At 41.3% G+C, this 19990-nt stretch carries 22 protein-coding genes; 12 read left to right on the top strand and 10 right to left on the bottom strand.

Going from position 1 to position 19990, the window contains the following annotated elements:
* Both Q4533_RS11735 and Q4533_RS11730 read right to left on the bottom strand, forming a co-directional pair.
* Positions 1-674 (bottom strand): MtrB/PioB family outer membrane beta-barrel protein (locus Q4533_RS11735; protein WP_303502789.1); only part of this gene is annotated, 674 nt, incomplete at its 3' end.
* 14 nt (positions 675-688) lie between these two features.
* Positions 689-1609: a DmsE family decaheme c-type cytochrome gene (locus Q4533_RS11730; RefSeq protein ID WP_303502788.1), complete on the bottom strand. Its 921-nt coding sequence runs from the start codon at positions 1607-1609 to the stop codon at positions 689-691.
* 291 nt (positions 1610-1900) lie between these two features.
* On the opposite strand from Q4533_RS11730, the gene Q4533_RS11725 reads away from it, so the two are divergent.
* The 4 genes from Q4533_RS11725 (at position 1901) to Q4533_RS11710 (ending at position 5265) form a co-directional block, all read left to right on the top strand.
* The gene (locus tag Q4533_RS11725; RefSeq protein ID WP_303502787.1) at positions 1901-2803 is read left to right on the top strand and encodes a hypothetical protein; all 903 of its coding nucleotides are present in this window, start codon (positions 1901-1903) and stop codon (positions 2801-2803) included.
* 995 nt (positions 2804-3798) lie between these two features.
* Positions 3799-4203, top strand: coding sequence for an antitoxin Xre-like helix-turn-helix domain-containing protein (locus Q4533_RS11720; RefSeq protein WP_303502786.1), 405 nt, complete (start codon positions 3799-3801; stop codon positions 4201-4203).
* On the top strand, positions 4203-4427 hold the full coding sequence (locus Q4533_RS11715; RefSeq protein WP_303502785.1) for a hypothetical protein: 225 nt from the start codon (positions 4203-4205) through the stop codon (positions 4425-4427). The genes Q4533_RS11720 and Q4533_RS11715 overlap by 1 nt, the downstream gene beginning before the upstream one ends.
* A gap of 385 nt (positions 4428-4812) precedes the next feature.
* A complete protein-coding gene (locus tag Q4533_RS11710) occupies positions 4813-5265 on the top strand; it encodes a hypothetical protein (RefSeq protein ID WP_303502784.1) in 453 nt (150 codons plus the stop codon).
* A gap of 311 nt (positions 5266-5576) precedes the next feature.
* On the opposite strand, the gene Q4533_RS11705 is transcribed toward Q4533_RS11710, so the two are convergent.
* Complete coding sequence (locus Q4533_RS11705) at positions 5577-6548, bottom strand: LysR family transcriptional regulator (RefSeq protein WP_102476501.1); 972 nt, start codon at positions 6546-6548, stop codon at positions 5577-5579.
* 250 nt (positions 6549-6798) lie between these two features.
* Here Q4533_RS11705 and Q4533_RS11700 point away from each other — a divergent pair, with 250 nt between their 5' ends.
* The gene (locus tag Q4533_RS11700) at positions 6799-7383 is read left to right on the top strand and encodes a C40 family peptidase (protein ID WP_102435897.1); all 585 of its coding nucleotides are present in this window, start codon (positions 6799-6801) and stop codon (positions 7381-7383) included.
* 110 nt (positions 7384-7493) lie between these two features.
* A complete protein-coding gene (gene mog, locus Q4533_RS11695; RefSeq protein ID WP_102531651.1) occupies positions 7494-8027 on the top strand; it encodes a molybdopterin adenylyltransferase in 534 nt (177 codons plus the stop codon).
* 72 nt (positions 8028-8099) lie between these two features.
* On the opposite strand, the gene Q4533_RS11690 is transcribed toward mog, so the two are convergent.
* The gene (locus Q4533_RS11690; RefSeq protein ID WP_102435901.1) at positions 8100-8279 is read right to left on the bottom strand and encodes a hypothetical protein; all 180 of its coding nucleotides are present in this window, start codon (positions 8277-8279) and stop codon (positions 8100-8102) included.
* A gap of 164 nt (positions 8280-8443) precedes the next feature.
* Between Q4533_RS11690 and Q4533_RS11685 the strand changes: the two genes are divergently transcribed.
* On the top strand, positions 8444-9448 hold the full coding sequence (locus Q4533_RS11685) for a GlxA family transcriptional regulator (protein ID WP_303502783.1): 1005 nt from the start codon (positions 8444-8446) through the stop codon (positions 9446-9448).
* Positions 9449-9613: 165 nt separating this feature from the next.
* On the opposite strand, the gene Q4533_RS11680 is transcribed toward Q4533_RS11685, so the two are convergent.
* The 4 genes from Q4533_RS11680 to Q4533_RS11665 are packed head-to-tail and all read right to left on the bottom strand — an operon-like array spanning position 9614 to position 13156.
* Positions 9614-10747: an ABC transporter permease gene (locus Q4533_RS11680; protein ID WP_303502782.1), complete on the bottom strand. Its 1134-nt coding sequence runs from the start codon at positions 10745-10747 to the stop codon at positions 9614-9616.
* The gene (locus Q4533_RS11675; RefSeq protein ID WP_277869075.1) at positions 10747-10869 is read right to left on the bottom strand and encodes a hypothetical protein; all 123 of its coding nucleotides are present in this window, start codon (positions 10867-10869) and stop codon (positions 10747-10749) included. The genes Q4533_RS11680 and Q4533_RS11675 overlap by 1 nt, the downstream gene beginning before the upstream one ends.
* On the bottom strand, positions 10869-11603 hold the full coding sequence (locus Q4533_RS11670; protein ID WP_303502781.1) for an ATP-binding cassette domain-containing protein: 735 nt from the start codon (positions 11601-11603) through the stop codon (positions 10869-10871). Before Q4533_RS11670 ends, Q4533_RS11675 begins: the two co-directional genes overlap by 1 nt.
* 2 nt (positions 11604-11605) lie before the next feature.
* Positions 11606-13156, bottom strand: coding sequence for an alpha/beta hydrolase (locus tag Q4533_RS11665; RefSeq protein ID WP_303502792.1), 1551 nt, complete (start codon positions 13154-13156; stop codon positions 11606-11608).
* Between the two features lie 664 nt (positions 13157-13820).
* Between Q4533_RS11665 and Q4533_RS11660 the strand changes: the two genes are divergently transcribed.
* The 3 genes from Q4533_RS11660 to Q4533_RS11650 all read left to right on the top strand — a co-directional run bounded on the left by Q4533_RS11660 (position 13821) and on the right by Q4533_RS11650 (position 16482).
* The gene (locus Q4533_RS11660; protein ID WP_277870011.1) at positions 13821-13955 is read left to right on the top strand and encodes a hypothetical protein; all 135 of its coding nucleotides are present in this window, start codon (positions 13821-13823) and stop codon (positions 13953-13955) included.
* 119 nt (positions 13956-14074) lie between these two features.
* Positions 14075-15874 carry a long-chain fatty acid--CoA ligase gene (locus Q4533_RS11655; protein ID WP_303502780.1) on the top strand — a complete coding sequence of 600 codons (1800 nt, stop codon included), beginning with the start codon at positions 14075-14077 and terminating at the stop codon, positions 15872-15874.
* A 197-nt stretch (positions 15875-16071) separates the two neighbouring features.
* On the top strand, positions 16072-16482 hold the full coding sequence (locus Q4533_RS11650) for a thioesterase family protein (RefSeq protein WP_303502779.1): 411 nt from the start codon (positions 16072-16074) through the stop codon (positions 16480-16482).
* A gap of 23 nt (positions 16483-16505) precedes the next feature.
* Here the strand turns inward: Q4533_RS11650 and Q4533_RS11645 are convergent, their stop codons facing one another.
* On the bottom strand, positions 16506-16931 hold the full coding sequence (locus tag Q4533_RS11645) for a thioesterase family protein (protein WP_303502778.1): 426 nt from the start codon (positions 16929-16931) through the stop codon (positions 16506-16508).
* A 148-nt stretch (positions 16932-17079) separates the two neighbouring features.
* Here Q4533_RS11645 and Q4533_RS11640 point away from each other — a divergent pair, with 148 nt between their 5' ends.
* Complete coding sequence (locus tag Q4533_RS11640; protein ID WP_303502777.1) at positions 17080-18348, top strand: hypothetical protein; 1269 nt, start codon at positions 17080-17082, stop codon at positions 18346-18348.
* A gap of 104 nt (positions 18349-18452) precedes the next feature.
* Here the strand turns inward: Q4533_RS11640 and mtnC are convergent, their stop codons facing one another.
* Positions 18453-19133, bottom strand: a complete 681-nt coding sequence (gene mtnC / locus Q4533_RS11635) for an acireductone synthase (protein ID WP_076541452.1) — start codon at positions 19131-19133, stop codon at positions 18453-18455.
* Between the two features lie 260 nt (positions 19134-19393).
* Here mtnC and Q4533_RS11630 point away from each other — a divergent pair, with 260 nt between their 5' ends.
* Positions 19394-19843 (top strand): dCMP deaminase family protein, encoded by a 450-nt coding sequence (locus tag Q4533_RS11630; RefSeq protein WP_102435917.1) that lies wholly within the window; start codon positions 19394-19396, stop codon positions 19841-19843.
* Positions 19844-19990: the final 147 nt, after the last annotated feature.

Below are 19990 nucleotides of genomic sequence, written 5' to 3'. Positions count from 1 at the left end.
TCACCAGATAAGTTCACCCCAGCATCTAACTGCTTAGTGCGAGAATCGGTGGGTAAGCCGAAGTTAATCGGGCTTGGTGATACCAGGCTGGCTGATTTATGGCCGGTTTTATCTTCTTGGCTGTATTTCACAAAGGCGCCATAGAAGTCTTGACCGTACTCCATGCCGAGGGCCACTTTTTCGCGGCGCTGGGCTAAGTCAAAGCTGTTGATGGCATCGGATGGGGTTAACATGCCATCGTTGTGCCACAGATTGCTTTCTACATCACCGGCTTTATAGGTTTTAATCGCATCATAATCGAGGCTAAATTCATACAGGCCTGCTTTACCCGCAGATAAATGAGCAAAGCCATTATCCATGCCTAACTGATGGGCTTGTATACGGGCTTGATAACCTGACTCGCTTTGGTAGCGCACATCACCACTGACAGCAGCAATACCGCCGTCTTTGGCTGTGCCTAAAGCATTACCAGCGTGAATATCACTGATGTCGTTATAACCTGCAGCAACATTCACCTCACCGCTATAACCGATGACGTTGGTGCAGCGTTTACATTCATATTTATGGGTATCAACTGCGGTGGTATTGGCGTGGCCGACACCGAAGTTAGCCGCCATGCCAGAGGTTGATACCGTCAGCAGTGACAGGGTAATCAGATTCAATTTAAATGACATAATCTTGCTCTCCATTAGCGTTGCAGCAGACTGCCAGCTGGGTGATTAGAACCATGAATTTGGCTATGACAGTTAAGGCAACTTTTTCCACCACCAAAGGCATCCATCCCCGGCTCTGGTACCACGCGAGAAGCGTGACCATCTGCGGCATGACATTGCTGACATAACTGCGGTGCGCGGTTATCCAATAAGTTGTCGTTGACGCTGCCGTGGGGGTTATGACATGACACGCAGCTTTCAGTCACCGGGGCGTGTTCCCATAGGAAGGGACCACGTTTTTCAGCGTGACAGCTATAACAGGTATCGTTAACGGTTGGTTTAACTAAGGCGTTTTCACTCATTGAACCGTGGGGAGCATGACAATCAATACAGGTCATTTGGTCCCATTTCATTGGGTGTGATGAGCGCTTGTTCATGTCGGCTTTTTCTTGGGTGTGACATGAAGTACAAGTGTCATTAACCGACAGTTTATCTAATGCAGGATCTGTGGCTGCGTGAATGGTGTGACAATCGCTACAGGCAATTTCTTCAAGATTATGGGTGCTGGTATGCCACGCCATTTGCTCTGGGTCGTTATGGCAACCTTGGCAAACGGTATTTTGGGTTGGGGCAGACAATTTGCTGTCTTTACCAAAAGCAATCATCGGCTCTTTACCGCCGCGATTATGCTGGCCTTGTGGGCCATGACAAGCTTCACATTGCAGGCCAGCCATTGGTAATTGGGTATTATTAGCTTGACCGTGTTTACCATCAAATAGCGCCATAACGGTTTCATTTTTACGGTGACACGCTAGGCAGCTGTCAGCGCCTTTATGAGAGTATTTACCTTCAGCAAACTTTTTTACCAATTGAGATTCAAGCTGTTCAGAATCAAGGTTATCCCAAGGAGTCGCATGCGTATTGACACAAACCCCCACTAAAAATGATGCAAACATAAGTTTTATATATATATTCAACACAATCGCCTACCCTAATGTATTTTTATTAAATTTAATTTTTATGATTTATCCGGGATGTCATCCCCTTCGATTTACCTTTGTGAAGCTTAAATATGTTGGAAATAAATATTAGCCCTTGGTCTTATATATGTAACGGTTGTTTTTTGTCCCGCAAAGGACATTTGTGATCTAGGTCGTGCCGTGAGTTCTCATAAGTGATAATCTATAAAATAAAATAAAATCAAATAATTTGAAGTTCGTGTAATTATTAATAAATTGGTTTTTAATATGTTGAAGTATAAAGTTAGAACTGCCTTTTTAACCAAGTCAGTACTAAGATATTGTGATCATTGCAATTTTTCAGTTCCAGATGAATATGATAAATATCGATGGTTAGAAGACTCTGATCATGTGCGCTTTAATGTTTTAAATGATTTGCTTTTAACTATAGAGAGAGGGAGTGGTGATAAGTTTTTTGTCTTTGATATGTTTAGATTTTTATCGGTGGAGTGGGGGGATTACTTTTTAGGTGACCTAAATGATGCTGAGACAAAGGCACAAAGAATTGTTGAATATTTTGAAGTTTATAAAAGCAATTACTCTAACTTAAATTGGTCACTGACAGAGTGCGCTACAGGAGTGACATTGTCTAACCCTATTTCTCAAATGAATCACATTTCAAAATATGAAGATTTGATGCTTTTTTATTTGGCGAGATCTTCGATGTTAAATTGTATCGATGATAATGCGGACGTTGAAGTAATGATGCCTTTCTCTCGGGATTATCATATTGATATTGTCAATCTATCTCATGGTGTTGGTTTTGATAATCGCTGTGCATCAATATTTGTACATAAAACTAAAGAACAGGTTCAAAATAATGAAAGATTAATTGTGTCTAGCTCAAATTGTAATATTCAGACATACGAAATGATGATGGCAGCAGCCCATTGTATTCCTTTTGAATTACTAGATGTTAACTCTTTGTCTTTTACTATAGGTGTATCACCAAAAACGTTACAAAGACAATTGAAGAAAGATAATTTAAGTTTAAGACTTATTGTAAATAATGAGAAAACGAATCGAGCAAAAAAAATACTGAGAATAAATGATGGCAATGTAAAGAAGACGGCTTATGATTGTGGTTACACTAATCCAAGTGGACTAGCTAAATCTCTTAATCGGATGTAGTCTGACTTCTATTTAAACTTAAAGTTTAAATTCGGGGTGTAAATTATTAAATGTCATAGTTAATGCGTTTTTCGGTGTATATGTGGTGTTGTTATTCCAGATAATTAAAGGGTTTAATGCGTCATTACTATGTCTTCCTATATTTATTAATTTAAATTTGTACGATTGAGCATACACAAATTTCCACCATAAGCTATAGAAGCCATGATACCGAAAATAATACTTATAGAGCCAGATTCCTTTTCTTATCAGGGCACTATTTTGTTTTTAGCCACTAAATACATCCACGTCTTTTATAATCCAGTCCCCACTCTTTAAACTATTTCGTTAATCTTGCTTGATTTTTGGCTAAAACAGTTGCTGATAAAGGCATCTTTTTGGGTTGTGACTTTCTAACTTCAACACCAGACAGTTACGCTGTCTTTATATAAAACTATTGTTCGAAGAGAAAATTGGATAATTGATAAAATGTGTTGTCTCAGATTTGGTCTTACCTCTTTCTTGAGCATGAATAGAGTACGTAGTATACCGACTTGCAGCCATGCTTTTGTTGCTCTGGTAGTTTATATCGGTGATATTCCTGACCAAAATTAAGGTAGTCCTTAAATACTCGCTATAAACTTTAATTAGTAAAACCAGTCATTCAAAATCACCCTAGTTTTGAATTAATTACGTTGGCTAGCAAAGATGTGTCCAGAAGTGTGTCAGGAGCTGGTATCAAGGCTGACACGCTTCTGCCCCATTCTTAGTCGCGTGTATTAATGTATCTGTCATATCAGCTCTAACTTTGCAAGAATCTAATGCTCTACGCGAGAGAATTATGCAGCCAACAATCAGTAAAACGAACGGTATGATAATCTCCATCGCATGACCCCTTATATCTAGTAAAGGATAATGTTCTATTCATATGCCAACCTGTATAAATTTAAACATCACATGTCGCAATACCGTCCCTGCAGACCTTATAATGTAATAAAGTATGAGGAGATTTTGATATGTTAGCAACAAATAGAGTGCAAACTAAAACGGTCAACAAAGTCGAGTCGAGAGTACTTGCGAAAGCAGTCACAAAGCTTTTTAAGTATTGGGGGATTTCACAGGATGCCCAATGCTCATTGCTTGGTATAAGCCCTTCTAGTCGTAAGAAAATAAAATCTATGGAAGAAGGCTTGGTCGGCATTCCAACAGGGCGTGATTCATATGAGCGTGTAGGGTACTTATTGGCAATCCATAAAGCTTTGCGATTACTTTACCCCCAAAACCCTGAACTGCTTTATGGGTGGGTCACAATGCGTAATCAAAAATTTGATGGTCGCACTCCGCTAGAAGTGATGACTGAGGATGGATATTTAGGGATAGCTAAAGTAAGTCGCTATTTAGATATGAATCGAGTGCACTAATGTCATCACTGTTTGACGATCTGCTAGACCATGTGGGTGGTTTATATTCTTACAGTCTTCGACACACCTTTATCGATGAATTTAAGCGATTAGATATCAGTGAACATATAGTGGCGCTGATAGTCGGTCACACGAACCCAAACATAACCTACGGCCGTTATGGTAAGGATGTTCAGGCTAGGGCATTACTCAAATATATTGAGCGACTTGAATATGATATTTGATGATCGGGTGGGTTTAATGTGCAATCTTAACAGGGCAAAGCTAACACGCTTTTGCCCCAAAATGATTTTCACTGGTAGAAGTTGTTAGTAGCGCAATTAAAGCTTCAGCCTTATAAAAGCTAATGCGGGACGCAAGATATAAGACCTGCGTGAACATTGCACTTTATGCAATGATGACAGTTCTTTGTTTCACTCAGGCGGAGAAACTGGGAATCAGTTCTTTCTATGTTCTAACTCATTGTTGATACACTGGTTTACTGTTAGTCTTGAGTGATTAAAGTACTGGAGACCTGTTCTTATTAAGACCGTTCTTATTCGGAATTCAGCCTAATATACTGTTAGTACTATTAGTTCTCAGCATTTCGCAATCTTAAATAGAGTAAAAATGAAACATTTAATTATCGTAATATTATTTGTCAGCTTAAGTAACATTGTTACCGCTAAGGATATGGCCAGTAGAACTAAGCTTAGATGGTTACCAGATGTTCAAACGGCTATTAATGCTGGATATTATAAAGAGCTGACAGAACATTGTGAGTTACATGGTTACGGAGGCTGGGAGAAAATCCCCGATTTAAAAGGTGTTTTATCTGCGGCAAAAAAGATTAAAGATGCAGAACATATTGTAACCGAGATCGTGGATGACATTGAATTTGAAAGTGATCTTAATAATCGTATACGTGCTTACTACACCGGAACTAGTTTAGCCAAGGTATCATTTGACAACATTTATCCATATATTAAAAATGATACAGCAAAAATAATGTGGTATTGCCGCTCAGATATGGCTCTTGAGGCGAAACGAGTTTTACCGTTTAAGCCTTGGATGTCAAAATAGTACTAACAAGCAATTCAAAAGGACTAAAAACAGTGGGCTGCTCGCTTCGCTCCATTTTAACCCACTATTTTTAGCCCGTTAATTGGGCGTTACCATATATCCACTTGCCATACATTCCCTAATGAGACTCATCACTTTAAGAGCTTTAACTCTAACAAGTTTTTGTCCAGAAGTGAGTTTGAAACTGATCAAACGTTATTTTGCCATTATACTTACGGGCAAACTTTATTGTCTCATTTTGCTCTTACGGGCAAACTCTATTGTCGCTGCACAAGCTTGTTTATCGCGCCAAAGCAGGGTAAACAAGCTCACTACTGCAGCTGGGTATTTTCATAGCAAGCCTGATATTCAGCTAGGTTCGTTGTCATCACCTGAGTTAACGCATCTGTGAACTCTTGCTCATGGGAATCATGGTATTGCAATGAATGTAGTGGTACTTTCCATTCATGCATGATCTTAATATTTTTATTATAAAAGTCAGTTATATCAACCAGTTCAATATCATCGCGTTTTTCACCAATAAAGTAGGGAAATATCGTTGATGCCAAGCAAATATCATTAGAATTTACCACTTTTTCAAATGCCATAAATAGGCTTGAAGTCATTAAGCTTACCTCGGGTTTCTGGTTAACTTTTTGCGCGCAAAGTTCAAAAAGGTCATTCAAGTCTGCAATGGGACCATTATTGGTTAATACCAGTTTGTGATTAAAAATGGCCTCCATGGTGATTTCATTTTTCAAAATAGGGTGGTTCTTTTTAACGGCTAAAAACCAATATTTCACCTCAGCTAACGTGCTAATTTGGACATTTTCCTGCTGACGAGTACGAGTGCCAAAAGCGTAATCAATTTTACCTTGGGCAATATATTGTTCAACGTTGTCAGCCCAGGGGTGGATGTCAACGGTTCTAGATATGCCTAAGTCTTGATTAACCTGTTCAATGGCATCAAGAATAAAGCTCGACATATGCTCTGGCGCAGCGATATGTAGCACTTTCTGCTGCAATGGCTGCCTGTTTGCAACCTGGGCCATTTCATCGTAAGCGGCAATGATGGCTTTCGCTAAAGGGTATAGGCGCGAGGCCATGGCGTTGGGCTGTAAGCCATATTGCTTTCTGATAAACAGTTCATCATGGATAACTTCACGCATGTTGCTTAGCGCTCGGCTTATCTTAGGCTGAGTGCTATTGAGTTTCTCTGCCACTATGCTGCCATTTTTAAATTCGAATAAACCGATCAGCACTTTTAACGTAAAATAATCTAGTCTTGACAGTTGTTTTTGCATAGTTTTTTACCAAGTGAGCCAGTCTGGATGAGTAAGTTAGCATAATATGTAGTTGCTAAAGTGTGCTTAAATCACACAAATACCTAAATAGGGGTATGTTTTTGGGTTTGTACGATCTATTTCTCATTATATTCAGTTAGATACTGCATTAATTTGAGGTGCTTGTTGTTGGTTTGTTCTGGTTTGGTGACGTTGAGGTTTAAGATGCTAAACTTTTATCTGCCTTGTTGGTCACAGGGGGCTTTAATTAATGAAAACCATTCCCAATACGCAGATAAAGCGTAAAAGTATTGATAGTTTCCTAGATAATGGCGAGTTAGTAGCGGAATACATCACAGAGGTGACTTTGTACAAAAAAATCCTTATTGCGTTTATTGCACTTGTCATTAGTGGTTGTGCTGCACGTATTGAGCAAACTGCTGGCAATGGCATAGCTGTCGATGGGTATAGCGTAATGACTGATGCTCAACGATGGAATGAAGCTCGTTTACTGCAATTTCACCAGCAGTGGCAGGGTACACCATATCGATTAGGCGGATTAACCAAAAAAGGCTTAGATTGTTCTGGTTTGGTGTATGTGGCTTATCAAGATCTCGTGGGGCCCAGTATTCCAAGAACTGTGCAAGGTCAAACAAGCTTAGGTATTCGCATTGCTAAAAGTGACTTACAAAGTGGTGATTTAGTGTTTTTTAAAACCACGGGCAGTGGACGTCATGTTGGGGTGTATTTGTCTGGTAATCGCTTTTTACATGTATCGACCAAAAAAGGGGTGATTATTTCCAGTATGGATAATGTTTATTGGAAACCGCGATACTGGTTTGCTAGTCGTATTTAACACCGTTTCGCTATCTGTTGATCAATCTCTCCGCTATGGCAGATAAATTATGTTATTTTAGCCTCATCTAAGTCGTTATTGTTTATGTGATCAAGTTTAAGGACCCAGTCATGACTAAAGCTAAAATCGGTATTGTTACTGTAAGTGATCGTGCCAGTGCAGGTGTATACGAAGATTTATCAGGTAAGGCCATCATTGCTGTACTAAATGAGTACTTAACCTCTGAATGGGAACCTGTTTATAAAGTTATCCCTGATGAGCAAGATGTGATTGAAGCCACCTTGATAAAAATGGCCGATGAGCAAAATTGCAGTTTGATTGTGACCACTGGTGGTACCGGCCCTGCTAAGCGTGATGTGACCCCTGAAGCCACAGAAGCGGTGTGTGATCGCATGATGCCAGGCTTTGGTGAGCTAATGCGCGCTGAGTCATTAAAGTTTGTACCAACGGCTATTTTGTCTCGTCAAACAGCAGGTTTACGCGGTGATTCACTGATTGTTAATTTACCAGGCAAGCCTAAGTCAATTCGTGAATGCTTAGATGCAGTGTTCCCAGCGATCCCTTACTGTATTGATTTAATGGATGGCCCATTCTTAGAATGTGATGAAGCGGTAATTAAGCCATTTAGACCGAAAGCTAAATAATGAGCTGAGAAGTTTGTTATAGCGATGAATAAAAACCAGCCGCGGCTGGTTTTTATGTTTGTAATCTAGCATTTAAGCCCCTTTTCGGAGGATTAAATTGGCACTGTAACCAGTAAATAACACCAAACTTGGTATGGCAACAAGGTGGGCAAATATATCGGGTTCAGTACTAAAGTTTAGCCAAAATAGTAATCCCCAGCTTATTAATAAATAGCCAATGCTGAGTGCGATATGTGGTATGTACTTTTTCATTGTAGTTTCCTTACTGGGTATTTCATTCACTAAGTTGTTACTGGCTGAGCTCCTCAATGACCAGCTTTAAACTTACCTCTATCAGTATAAAAACTAGACAATCCGTTCGTAAGTGTCATTATTGACAAAATCAGGGTCGATAGTGACATTGTTTGGGGTTTATCATGAAAAGGATTTACATTCTTGCTGCGGGTAATGTTGTCGCAGGTGGTTTAGTCAGTTTTCTCGATGTGTTCAGTTTCTGTAATAGTTATTGGCGGCGGATGCATGCCGAGGTGACTGAAGACTTATTCCATTGTCAGGTCATTTCCAGTGATGGCGAAAACGTTAAAACCACCCAAGGATTCGAAATTCCTGCCAAAGGCTTTGAGCATCCTGAAGATATTTTGCAAGCTGATGCGGTTATTTTGGCAGCCTCTTTTGTGACCAATCGGCAGGAATTTCAAGCGCTGTTAACCGATTTTGAGCCATTGTTTGCGCCGCTAGCCACCTTTGTGGAAAGTGAAAAACCGTTAGCGGCTTATTGTTCTGGGACACTATTGCTAGCGGCATCGGGGCTACTTAACCAAAGGCGAGCCACGACGGTGTGGTGGCTAAGGGAAATGTTTGAGCGCAACTTTAAAGAAGTTGATTTGAGTATGGATACATTCATTGTGTCTGATGGTCAGTTTCACACCGCTGGGGCGACTACCTCAAATTTAAGTTTGGCGCTGCATTTGGTATCAATGCTGGCTGGCGAGGAGTTGGCGCAACAGATGTCGAAGATATTATTGATTGACCCCAATCGCTCTCAACAGCCTTTTATGACCATGTCTATTAATCCTGAGCAACATAATGATGAGCTGATCCAAAAGGTGCAGTTATGGATGCAAGTAGATTTGAGTCAGCATTGGTCATTGGATGACATTGCCGATAAATTTGCAGTGGGTAAACGCACCTTAATTAGACGCTTTAAAAAAGCGGTTAATGAAACCCCAGCCAGTTATATGCAGCACTTACGTGTGGATGAGGCGAAACGCTTACTGGAAACTACCGATCTTGCCATTGAGCATATTGTTCAGCGGGTCGGCTATGAGGATGTCAGTTCATTTAGAAAGCTGTTTATTCAACTCACCAGCTTAAGCCCTAGGGCATACAGGCAAAAATTTAATATGAATATCCGTTGGTAACCTTAATCTGGTTATTCATGATGACGAAGTCTATGACAATTACAGTCAATTAATCAGCTGCTTAAGTTCATTGCCTGTTTCAGTGTAAACTCCTTGTAGATGATTGAACATGACTGGCTCGATGTTACTTGAGCCAGTCATGTTCAAATGATTAATTAACAGGCATTACAATCCAAAGACCACTTTTTCACTTTTAAGTAGTCGCTCTAACCCTAGTGCAAGGGCGATTGAAATCACTATGGTGGCAGCTGATGAAACTAACAGCTGCAACATAGGCACTTCACGGCCTTTAATAAACGCCATTAACGCTTGCTGCTGGCCTGAAACCGGAAGCCACTCAAGCACATCAGGGGCGATGTTATAACTGGCGGCCATGGATAATGCCAGCGGTACAAATAACACCATAGTCAGATAAGACTGCGCCTCTTTAAAACTCTTTGCCATAAATGACACAAACAGTTGCAGTGTTGCTGCCATAATCGCTAATGGGATGCCAATGAGTAGCATCAGCGCCATAAAGTCAGGCGAAATAGTGACGCTAAAGCCCAGCTGCTGCCAAGGCACAAAGGTATAAGCGAATTTAGAGACGATTAAAATCAAGATTAACCCCAGCAAGGCAAAGCAAGTAACTGCGATAATTTTGCCTAACACTAACTGGCGGGTGCTAATCGGGTGGCTTAACAGTAATGCCAGCGAGTTACGTTCACGTTCCCCCGCGCTAGTATCAATAGCAAGGTTCATTCCTGAGATAAACACCGAATAAATCATGGTAAAAATCGCAATGCCGAGAATAAAGCCGCCTTTTGAGTCGGGTGTTGCTCGATCTTCCACAATCACTTTAATCGGCTGCACTACAGCAGGATTAATGCCGCGGGCAATTAAGCGTAAGCTGCCCATTTCACTGCTGTAAGCTTGCAACTGTAGCTCAACTCTACGAATTGATTTTTGTAGCTTTTCATTAGAGTTATCTGCAATTAAGGTTACTTCAGCAGGTTTAGCTGCCGCCATTTGCACGGCGTAGTCAGCACTGATGAGCAGCTCTATTTCTTTGGTGTCGTTATCATCAGTATGGGTAATACCGCGATTATTTAAAAAGCGCACTAAGTCAGGGGCATTGTCAGCATTGCTGATTTTAATGTTGAGATCTTCTGGGCTTGAAAGCTGACCAATAAGCACCATAAACATGCCGCACATTAAAATAGGTGTACCAATGGCGTAATATAATCCCGCCATCACCGAACGCTTGTCACGCATTGCATCAATCAGTTCTTTTTGAACCATAGCTATCACTGTTTTCATTAGGCTGGCATTCCTTTGTCAGTATTGAAATCAAGATTGATCAATGCGGGGTTATTTGCTGGCTGCATTTTACTTTTGAACGGGATAAGTTCTTTTTCAATTATGGCTAATATGGTTTTCATTAGGCTGCGATCCCTTCGTCAGTTCCAATCAGTTTTATAAAGGCTTCTTCTAATGAGTCTTCGCCTGTTTGCAGGCATAACTCGGCAGGGCTACCAGTGGCAACAACCTTACCGTCGGCCATCACAATCACTTGGTCACACAGCGCGGCGACTTCTTGCATCACATGGCTTGAGAACAGCACACAATGACCGGCTTCTTTAAGCTCGATTAGAATGTCACGCAGTAAGCGGGTACTCATCACATCCAAACCACGGGTTGGCTCATCCAAAATAATATTAGTTGGCTGGTGGACTATGGCCTGGGCTAATGCTGTTTTCATCCGCTGACCTTGGGAAAACCCCTTACAACGTCTATCGGCAATATCTTCTAGCTTAAGCTGTGCAATCACATTAGTGGTTGCTTGCTTAGCATCAGCTTTTGACATGCCGCTAAGTTGGGCAAAATAACTGATATATTCTCTAGGAGATAAACGCTCATAGAGGCCAAATGGATCAGGAAATAAGCCTAACTGGGCTTTGGCTTTAGTGGGCTCTTTGGCGACATCAATACCGTCGATTTCAGCATGACCTTCATCGGCAGCGAGTAAGCCAAATACTGTGCGCAGACAGGTGGTTTTACCTGCGCCATTGGGGCCAAGTAGGCCAGTAATATGGCCGTCATGGGCACTGAAACTTAAGTTGTCTAACGCTTGTACGTCACCAATTTTCTTCGAGAGATTAGATACGGTAATCATGATTATTCTTCCCCTGCTGGAATGGTTTCAACAGTATTGGCATTGAGGTAAAAGCTGCGGCGGGTGTTTTGTTCAAGGCATTCAGCATCGATACCGTCAATTGAACCTGACTTGACTAAATCGGCGATTAACTCATTCCCACAGCTTTGATAGGCCACGCCGTGGGTCGCATACATAGAGGTAAAATGCTTCGCATTAGTCAATTTTTCAGTGGCCATATCGCCCCAGCTTGGCGGTGTTGCTGGATCTAACTCACCTGATAATAAAAGCGTTGGAATATCACTTTCAATGGCGTCACTAAAGCTGTCATCTACCGTGGGGATTGCCCACACGTTACAGGTCGCTTCTAAGCCTTCGAGCATGGTTCTACTCATATATGAGTCTTGGGCTTGTTGGCGCATATCATCGGTAATGCGGTGAATATCTTCACCACACACGACAGAAGCGTGCATGCCCATGGCGATACCTGTGCTATCAGCTGTCAGGGTGTAAATACCAAGTATTGGTTGGTAATTCCCTAATGCCGCTTGATGAATAGCATGAGGGATTAAAGCGCGAATATTGGGCATATATAACGCCATTCTGATAGCGCCATTATATTTACCGCGAGTGAGGGTAAAGCTGGCTATCTCATCGGTTTGTGGGTCGCGAGTTTGGGTAATAATAGGCGCTTTAGCTAGGGCTGAGTCTACTGTTTCAAACTCTTGCTTCAACTCAGGGAACTGCTGCTGACATTGGGCGTTTTGCTGGCAATCTTTAAATAATAAATCATAGCCACGGTCAATAGCGCTGCCAATGGCGATAACACTTTGCTGCATTGGCACAACGCCATCTAAGGTTACTGTGGCTATGGCTTGCGGGTATTCACGCATATAAAGCTGCGCCATGCGGGTACCGTAAGATACACCATAAAGGTGCAGTTTTTCATAACCTAAATGCTGACGCACGGCTTCAAAATCGGTTAGTGCAGTTAAGCTGCCATATTGGCTGACATCGGCATCAAGGTTATCAAGGCATTCTTGGGTGTCTTTGGTGATATCAATATCGTCATCATTAAAAGATAGCATCGACATATTGTCATCATCACAAGCCAGCAGGTTTGATTGGCCCGTGCCGCGCTGATCTATCAGTAATATATCCCTATCTTGGCGTACTTTGGCTAACATGCGATCAAAGCCCGCGGCATTTTCAATGGCCGATTGACCAGGGCCGCCTGCAATGGCGAGCATGGCTTGTTTTTTAAAGCTGGGCTTGATGGCTGGCAATACTGCGTAATGAACCGCAATTTGTTTGCCATCAGGTTTGGCTGGGTTTTCAGCAAGCTCAAGTGAGCCACATTGCATTTGCTCTGATAAACCATCGAGGTAGCAGCTAGATAAGATGTCGCTGTTACTTACTGCAATCTTGTTTTGACTAGCATCAGCCAAAGCGGCGCTACTAAGCCCCAAGCTACAGATGCTCATAGCAACGCTTAGACCAATACTGATGCTTAGCGCCGAAAGTAATAAAGACGAACGCTTTTTGCTGCCCACCTTTATTGGTTGGTTAACCATGTCTGACTCTCCTTGTGACATTAGTTGGTTGATGTTCATGACATCTTTCCTTTTTGCATTTCATGATGATTATGGATAAATCATGACTGCTTGCTTAAGTGCGACCGTCGTTAAGGAGGCTGGCAAAGGACCTCACAGTTAATCCGACGGCAATTTTTAGCTTTAATAAATGCTGAAAATCTCTAACTTGTAGCTTTAACTCGCACTGCGATAGCAGTCATGTTGTAAATTCTTAAATTGATTCTAAATAACATTGCTGTCAATTACTTAGAGTGTACTTATTTATAAGCTCACTATGAAGCTGTCAATTAAGGTTATTTGAGCATTATGACTTAATCACCTGTTAGCTACTGGCGGTGTGTTCACTAATTTATCGAACACGTGTCCAGTATTGTCTATGTACCTCAAGTGTATTTGTATTGCCAAATTTTAGCGCGAAACAGGGTTTAGCGGGTCCATTTTGTAAGCCTCAACAGCGCTTGTTAATGACTATAACGCGAATAATGAGGTTACTTTTTTGCTGGTAGTCGCTTTAAAGCCACAATATCGCAAGTTGTAAGGCTACATTGTCCGATGACAATTGTTAGATAAGTTGATCAATATAGTAAACCACAGCCAGTCGCTAATTATCATACTCATACAGCTTATATGGTTAGCGAGTGTCTTGTTGCAGTTACCAGAGCAGGGCGAGATTGAGGCAATATATTATTGCGGTGACATCGAGTTACTGGTGTTAATGGCTATTTTGCTGGTTATCAACAAAGACAAGTTATGGGAAAAACCTGTTGCCCAAATGTAAAAATCGACCTAAAACTGTGAATTGCGCTTAATTTAGACTAAAAACGCTTATTATTCCTGATGGCTTGCAGTAGAATGCCCGCAAAAGCGGAACACTTGTAAGCTTAAAGGTGGTTAGTAATGTCTCTTGAAAAATTTCACTTAGTAAGACTGCTACAGCAGCAAAGCCAAGCATTAAAAGATAAAATCGCCCTCGAAGGATTTGAGATGGCCGCTCCATGGAATAAAGTTTCTTGGAGCCAGTTTGATACTATTACCAACAAAGTCGCACAACTGTTGATCGACTTTGGACTAAAAGCCCAGGACAAAGTTGTCATTGTGGCGCAAAACAGCCCTCAATGGAGCTGTGCAGATATAGGGGCATTAAAAGCCCGTACAGTGGTCGTGCCTGTATACCCAACAAGCCCAATGGAACAAGCGGTGTTTATCGTAAATGATGCTCGCGCTAAAGTTATTTTCGCAGGTGATGAAAGTCAGTATGCGACAGCGTGTAAAATTCAAGCCCAGTGCGAGAGTGTAGAGCATGTCATCGTGTTTGATAATTCGGTGACATTAGCATCAGATGAGCATTTTCATTTTGATGACTTATTAATTTCTGAGACAACGCCAGCAAGCGAAGCTGAATTAACCCTACGTTTATCACAAACCAGCCTTGATGATTTACTGACCCTTATTTATACCTCAGGCACCACAGGTGACCCAAAAGGTGTGATGCTGGATTACCGTAATATCGCATCAATGGTTGAGCAACATGATGCTGAAATCGCCTTTAAATCAGGTGATGTATCGTTAGCCTTTTTACCATTAAGCCATGTATTTGAGCGTGGTTGGACTTTCTACGTACTTTGCCGCGGTGGTCATAATGTTTACTTAAATGACACTAACCGCGTTAAAGAAGCCATTGCTGCAGTTAGGCCGCATACTTTATGTGTGGTGCCACGCTTTTTAGAAAAAGTGTATAGCGCAGTTCATGACAAGGTGAATAGCGCCCCGGCAATCCGTCAAAAGCTGTTTAACTGGGCAATCGGCGTGGGTGCGCGTCAGTTTGAAGTAAGCCAAGGCCGTAAACGTGCCAGTTTTGCTTTATCTACGCAGTGGAAATTGGCTAACAAATTAGTCTTTAGTAAATTGCAAAACGTATTGGGTGGACGCCTTAAGTTTATGCCTGTTGGCGGCGCTGCGTTAGATGTTAATGTCGGCGGTTTTTTCCATAGCATTGGCGTACCTATTTTATGTGGTTACGGCATGACAGAAACCTGCGCTACAGTAACCTGTAATACGTTAGATAACCGAGTATCGGGGTCAAACGGCAAGCCATTACATGCAATGGAAGTTAAAATTGGCGACAACAACGAAATTCTCATTCGCGGTGAAACGGTAATGCGTGGTTATTATAATCGTCCACAAGATACCGCAGAAGCTTTTGAAGATGGTTGGTTAAAAACCGGTGATGCCGGCATGCTAGATGCTGAAGGTAACTTATATATTACCGATCGCATTAAAGAGTTAATGAAAACCTCAAACGGTAAGTATATTGCGCCGCAACGGGTTGAAGGTAAGGTCAGCTGTTGTCCGTTCATCGAGCAAGTGGCTATTGTCGCTGATGCGCGCAACTATGTATCAGCTTTAATCGTTCCAGCATTTGAGTCGTTAGATGCGTGGGCTAAAGAAAAAGGCATTACTTACGAATCGCCACTTGAGCTACTGCGAAACTCATATGTGATTGAGCACTTTGAGCAAAGCTTAAAAGAGCTACAGCATGAGCTAGCTGGATTTGAAAAAATCAAAAAATTTACTTTATTGCCGGAAGCATTTTCAATGGAGTCAGGGTTAATAACCCCTACCATGAAGCTACGTCGTAAGAATATTTATACTAAATATGACCGTGAAATCAATGCCATGTACGGCAAAGCTTATTAATTTAAGTTTTTAAAAGAATAAAAAAAGGGAGCTGATAGCTCCCTTTTTTATGGACATTATTTAATAGTGACTCAAACACAAAGGTCGCTTAAGCTATCGGCTGCCAAATTTGATAACGGCTGTTTAATCAAAGCGCTTTAATAACTGCATTTTTGCTAATAACAGCTAAAAATAATAATAATAAAAAGGACTTACCAGTGTCTGATACTCAATTTACCATGAACCTTACTCCACGCTTTTGCGAAACCGATGCTTTAGGCCATATCAATAACACAGTGATCCCAGTGTGGTTTGAAGCGGCGCGTGATCCGATTTTTGAGATTGTGAATCCCGGCCAAGATTTGTCGAAGTGGAACATGATTATTGCTGGTTTTACGATAGCCTTTAACGCTCCGACTTTTTATGGCGCTGAAGTAACGGTAAAAACCTACGTGAGCCGAGTGGGTAATAGCAGTTTTGAGATAGCCCAAAGCTGTTGGCAAAATGGTCGCCAAACAGCGGAGGCAAAAACCACTATGGTGCATTACGATTATCAAGCAGAAAAGAGTAAGCCGTTAACTGATGCAGTAAAAAGCCAATTAGCGCAACTAACTGGCCCTGCAGAGTAAGCTAGCTTAAATGTCGCATTAAGCTATTCGCCATGCTGCTCTAATGCTGCTAATAATTCAGCAGTCAGAGTGGCTTTTTGGCCAGTTTTAAAGTTAAACATCACTACTTTTGCGCTGCCTGTAGTGGTAATCGCTTGTTGGGCTTTACTAAAAACACGGTAATGCATCATAAAGCGGTCTTGTTTAATATCGCTGATAGTGATGCCAACCAGTAGCGTGTCAGGAAAGGTCACTGGGCGCTTAAATTTCGCCTGAGTTTCACTAAGAACGGGCCCTACCGAAGTTTCCTTTAACTCTTTCATCATGTTTATTTGACTGAAAAAATCAATTCTGGCCGTCTCAAAATAGCGAAAATACACCGCATTATTGACATGATTTAATGCATCCATTTCTCCCCATGCTACAGGGATTTCAGTAATAATTGAGTTTTGCGCGATAAACTGTTCCATAACACCACTTCATTTAAACGTTTGTTTGAATTTTGTGCAGCATATCAGTCGGCAGTAAATTCAACAACCTCGGGGAATTCTTTGCTATCGATTTGCCAATATGCTTTGATAATCAATATTGATGTTATCGCTAGGGAATGCGTAGAACTTGAAATCCATAAACTATGCTCGGTTACAACAGATAATCAGTGAACCCATAAATAGCTGGCGAGCCTTGCCAAGCGCTATTCTCACCTACTTTAAAACCGTTATCAGCAAGCTCACCGTGGCGCAAAAGCTATACTTTATTGCGTTCTTACTGATGCTGGTTTTTGATGGTTTCACCTTAGTGGCTATCATTGCCATGATTGCGATGATGGTCGAGTTTTGGCCACTGTTTACTAAAACCTGGCATAGTTTGGCCGGCAAAGCCTTTTTATTATTGTTTTATGCGGTGATAGCTAACTTTTCTCTGGTGTGGGCTGGGACCGTAGTAAATGAAGTCACTGGTATTTCGGCTCAGCATTTAGCTTATACCCACAATTTAGTGGTGCTCTTGTATATGCCTGTGTGGTTTGTGGTGATCAGTGGCATAGCGTTAATGCTGCTTCAGTTTGCTATCCCACTATATTTTGTATTTCGACCATTTTTTAAATTGGTTGGCGTTAAAGCGATTAGCTTTACCAACAGTGAGCATTACCGTAAACGGACTATTTTGTTACGGGTGATACTGGCTTATATCGTGCTGACCAATATCTTGCTGCTGGGAGATTTTGAACACAGTTTTGATAGCATTGACCCCAAGGCCAGAATGGCGAGCTTATTAAAAGAAGAAGCCAGTGTGCAGGGAAGAAATGTTGTTAAAGCGCCAGAGCCTACAACGCAAGAGCCAATTCCTGCAAAGCCAATCGCTGAAGAGAAAATCCCCCAAGAGCTTGAACAGCTGGTTAAAGATATGACGGGTAATTCTATCGCTGAAATTAACCAGGGTAATTTAGCGCCAGCGGATATTACTGCAGATTTAGCAGAGCCTACCTCTGAACAATCAACACCTGAACAAGTTGGCTTTGAAGAAGTTGAATCTGAAAAGACTAAGCAGCTGATTGAAGATATTACCGGAGAATCAACCGAAGATATTGAGGCCGCTGATTCATTTAATATTAACTTTAGCGATGAAAATACTGAGCGCCGTTATGACTTAGTGCGTGAAGCTTACCGAGTGTTGGTAAGAAGCATGGTAGCAGGCTTTGTGTATTATTTTGAAGCTGACCAATTTTCTCGTTGTGAGCACATTAAAGACAGTAAAGTGGTTGAGCTTAATGACTATGAAATTTTAGAGATTAGCGCTGATAAAGAGAAAGGTAAATACGGCTACACATTTACAGTTAAGCAGTGTATTTCTCCTGCGTTTCCAGCGTCTTATTATTCGGCCCAATAAGTGGTTTTGCAAATTTGAAGGCTGGTTTTAGATAGCTTATTTTGTAAGACGTAAGCCATAAAAAAACGACCATCAAGGTCGTTTTTTATGGTCGTTAACCATGCTTAATCAATGGTTAACTCAGCAAAGCTTTTGATTTGTGCAAACTTAGCCGTTTTTTGGTTTTCAAAACGCACCATATGGCGGGTATGTAGACCTGCTGCTTCAGCGGCTTTTAGCTCTTCTACCACATCAGAGATAAACAATACCTGCTTAGGGCTCAAGCTGATGGTATTTAAGATATTGCAGTAAGCCTGCTTGTCTAATTTGTTACCGGTACGGGTATCAAAATGGCCACTAAATTTAGGGGTTAAATCACCCGCATCGCTGTGGCTAAATAATAGTTTTTGCGCTTCAGCAGAGCCTGACGAAAAGCTATAAAGACGAATATTGCTCGCTTCTAAGCCTGGCATGGCATCAATAAAATCTGGATAGATATGGCCTGTAAACTCGTTAGCGGCATAACCTTGCTTCCAAATTAACCCTTGTAAGGTTTTTAATGGCGTAGCTTTGCGGTCTTCATCAATCCATTGAGAGAGGATTTCAGTAACGCGTTCAATTGAAGCGTCTGCTTCTAATGCTAAGTCGCGTACATCACTGATACAGTATTCAACTAGCGGGTTATGTTGATTTTGCGCTAGAAAATCACCCATAGCCTTTTTTGAATAAGGAAATAGTACATCTTGAATAAAATCTAGATCAGTGGTGGTGCCCGCTGTATCTACGATAATCGCTCTAATACCCATAATGAATATGTACTCCAATCCTTAAGTTTGCCTGCTGAAGATCCTAAGCTTTATTGGGGCTATTGGCTAGTCCAAATAACAACTTGTGGCGCAGTAACGCACAAATCAGTCGGCAGTATTTATATTTTTGCTAGCTACGCAGATGAAAACAGCCAATATTCAACAATCTTACTGTAGAAAAGGTGAGAATGTTAACAACATTAGGTATGATGAATTCAGTTACTTAGCTAAAAACATCATCACCTTAAAAGGCTATTACTATGATCTCAAAATGGGCAAAACGATTTTTCCAAATGGCAGAACTGGTAGGCTCTTGGAGTAAAGATCCCTCTACCCAAGTGGGCGCGGTGATCACCAAGCATAACCGTATAGTGTCTGTTGGCTTTAATGGTTATCCCCATGGTATTTCTGACAGTGCAGAAACCGATGACCGTGATATGAAGCTACTTAAAACCCTGCATGCGGAAGAAAATGCCATTTTATTTGCTAAGCGAGATTTAGATGGTTGTGATATTTGGGTTACCCATTTTCCTTGCCCTAACTGTGCTGCCAAGATTATCCAAACCGGGATAACCGGGGTGTTCTGCCCTGAGCAAAGCACAGACTTTTTGTCTCGCTGGGGCGACAAGATTAAAATTAGCCAAGATATGTTTTTACAAGCTGGGGTTAAAGTGAACTGGTTACCGATAAACGAACTTAGCGACGATTAACCTTACTGTAACTAATACGCTGAAGAAGTCGCCTTATTGGCGACTTTTTTTGTGGTTGATTTTCGGGTTATAGCTTGCGTCATTTTATTTCACTGCTGTACTCATTCACCCCCTAGCTAAGTTTTTCACAACTTACTAATACTTAAA

The organism is Shewanella sp. 6_MG-2023, assembly GCF_030547195.1.
Classification (GTDB): Bacteria; Pseudomonadota; Gammaproteobacteria; order Enterobacterales; family Shewanellaceae; genus Shewanella.
The sequence above is the reverse complement of the archived record's forward strand: the minus strand, read 5'-3'. Positions and strand labels throughout refer to the sequence as shown.

Coding starts and splice junctions, on each gene's coding strand:
- Q4533_RS11680 (WP_303502782.1), bottom strand. CDS start 10,747: ATGAAAACAGTGATAGCTATGGTTCAAAAAGAACTGATTGATGCAATG.
- Q4533_RS11720 (WP_303502786.1), top strand. CDS start 3,799: ATGTTAGCAACAAATAGAGTGCAAACTAAAACGGTCAACAAAGTCGAG.
- Q4533_RS11730 (WP_303502788.1), bottom strand. CDS start 1,609: ATGTTTGCATCATTTTTAGTGGGGGTTTGTGTCAATACGCATGCGACT.
- mog (WP_102531651.1), top strand. CDS start 7,494: ATGACTAAAGCTAAAATCGGTATTGTTACTGTAAGTGATCGTGCCAGT.
- Q4533_RS11685 (WP_303502783.1), top strand. CDS start 8,444: ATGAAAAGGATTTACATTCTTGCTGCGGGTAATGTTGTCGCAGGTGGT.
- Q4533_RS11665 (WP_303502792.1), bottom strand. CDS start 13,156: ATGGTTAACCAACCAATAAAGGTGGGCAGCAAAAAGCGTTCGTCTTTA.
- Q4533_RS11715 (WP_303502785.1), top strand. CDS start 4,203: ATGTCATCACTGTTTGACGATCTGCTAGACCATGTGGGTGGTTTATAT.
- mtnC (WP_076541452.1), bottom strand. CDS start 19,133: ATGGGTATTAGAGCGATTATCGTAGATACAGCGGGCACCACCACTGAT.
- Q4533_RS11700 (WP_102435897.1), top strand. CDS start 6,799: ATGAAAACCATTCCCAATACGCAGATAAAGCGTAAAAGTATTGATAGT.
- Q4533_RS11705 (WP_102476501.1), bottom strand. CDS start 6,548: ATGCAAAAACAACTGTCAAGACTAGATTATTTTACGTTAAAAGTGCTG.
- Q4533_RS11645 (WP_303502778.1), bottom strand. CDS start 16,931: ATGGAACAGTTTATCGCGCAAAACTCAATTATTACTGAAATCCCTGTA.
- Q4533_RS11655 (WP_303502780.1), top strand. CDS start 14,075: ATGTCTCTTGAAAAATTTCACTTAGTAAGACTGCTACAGCAGCAAAGC.
- Q4533_RS11630 (WP_102435917.1), top strand. CDS start 19,394: ATGATCTCAAAATGGGCAAAACGATTTTTCCAAATGGCAGAACTGGTA.
- Q4533_RS11690 (WP_102435901.1), bottom strand. CDS start 8,279: ATGAAAAAGTACATACCACATATCGCACTCAGCATTGGCTATTTATTA.
- Q4533_RS11710 (WP_303502784.1), top strand. CDS start 4,813: ATGAAACATTTAATTATCGTAATATTATTTGTCAGCTTAAGTAACATT.
- Q4533_RS11725 (WP_303502787.1), top strand. CDS start 1,901: ATGTTGAAGTATAAAGTTAGAACTGCCTTTTTAACCAAGTCAGTACTA.
- Q4533_RS11670 (WP_303502781.1), bottom strand. CDS start 11,603: ATGATTACCGTATCTAATCTCTCGAAGAAAATTGGTGACGTACAAGCG.
- Q4533_RS11675 (WP_277869075.1), bottom strand. CDS start 10,869: ATGAAAACCATATTAGCCATAATTGAAAAAGAACTTATCCCGTTCAAA.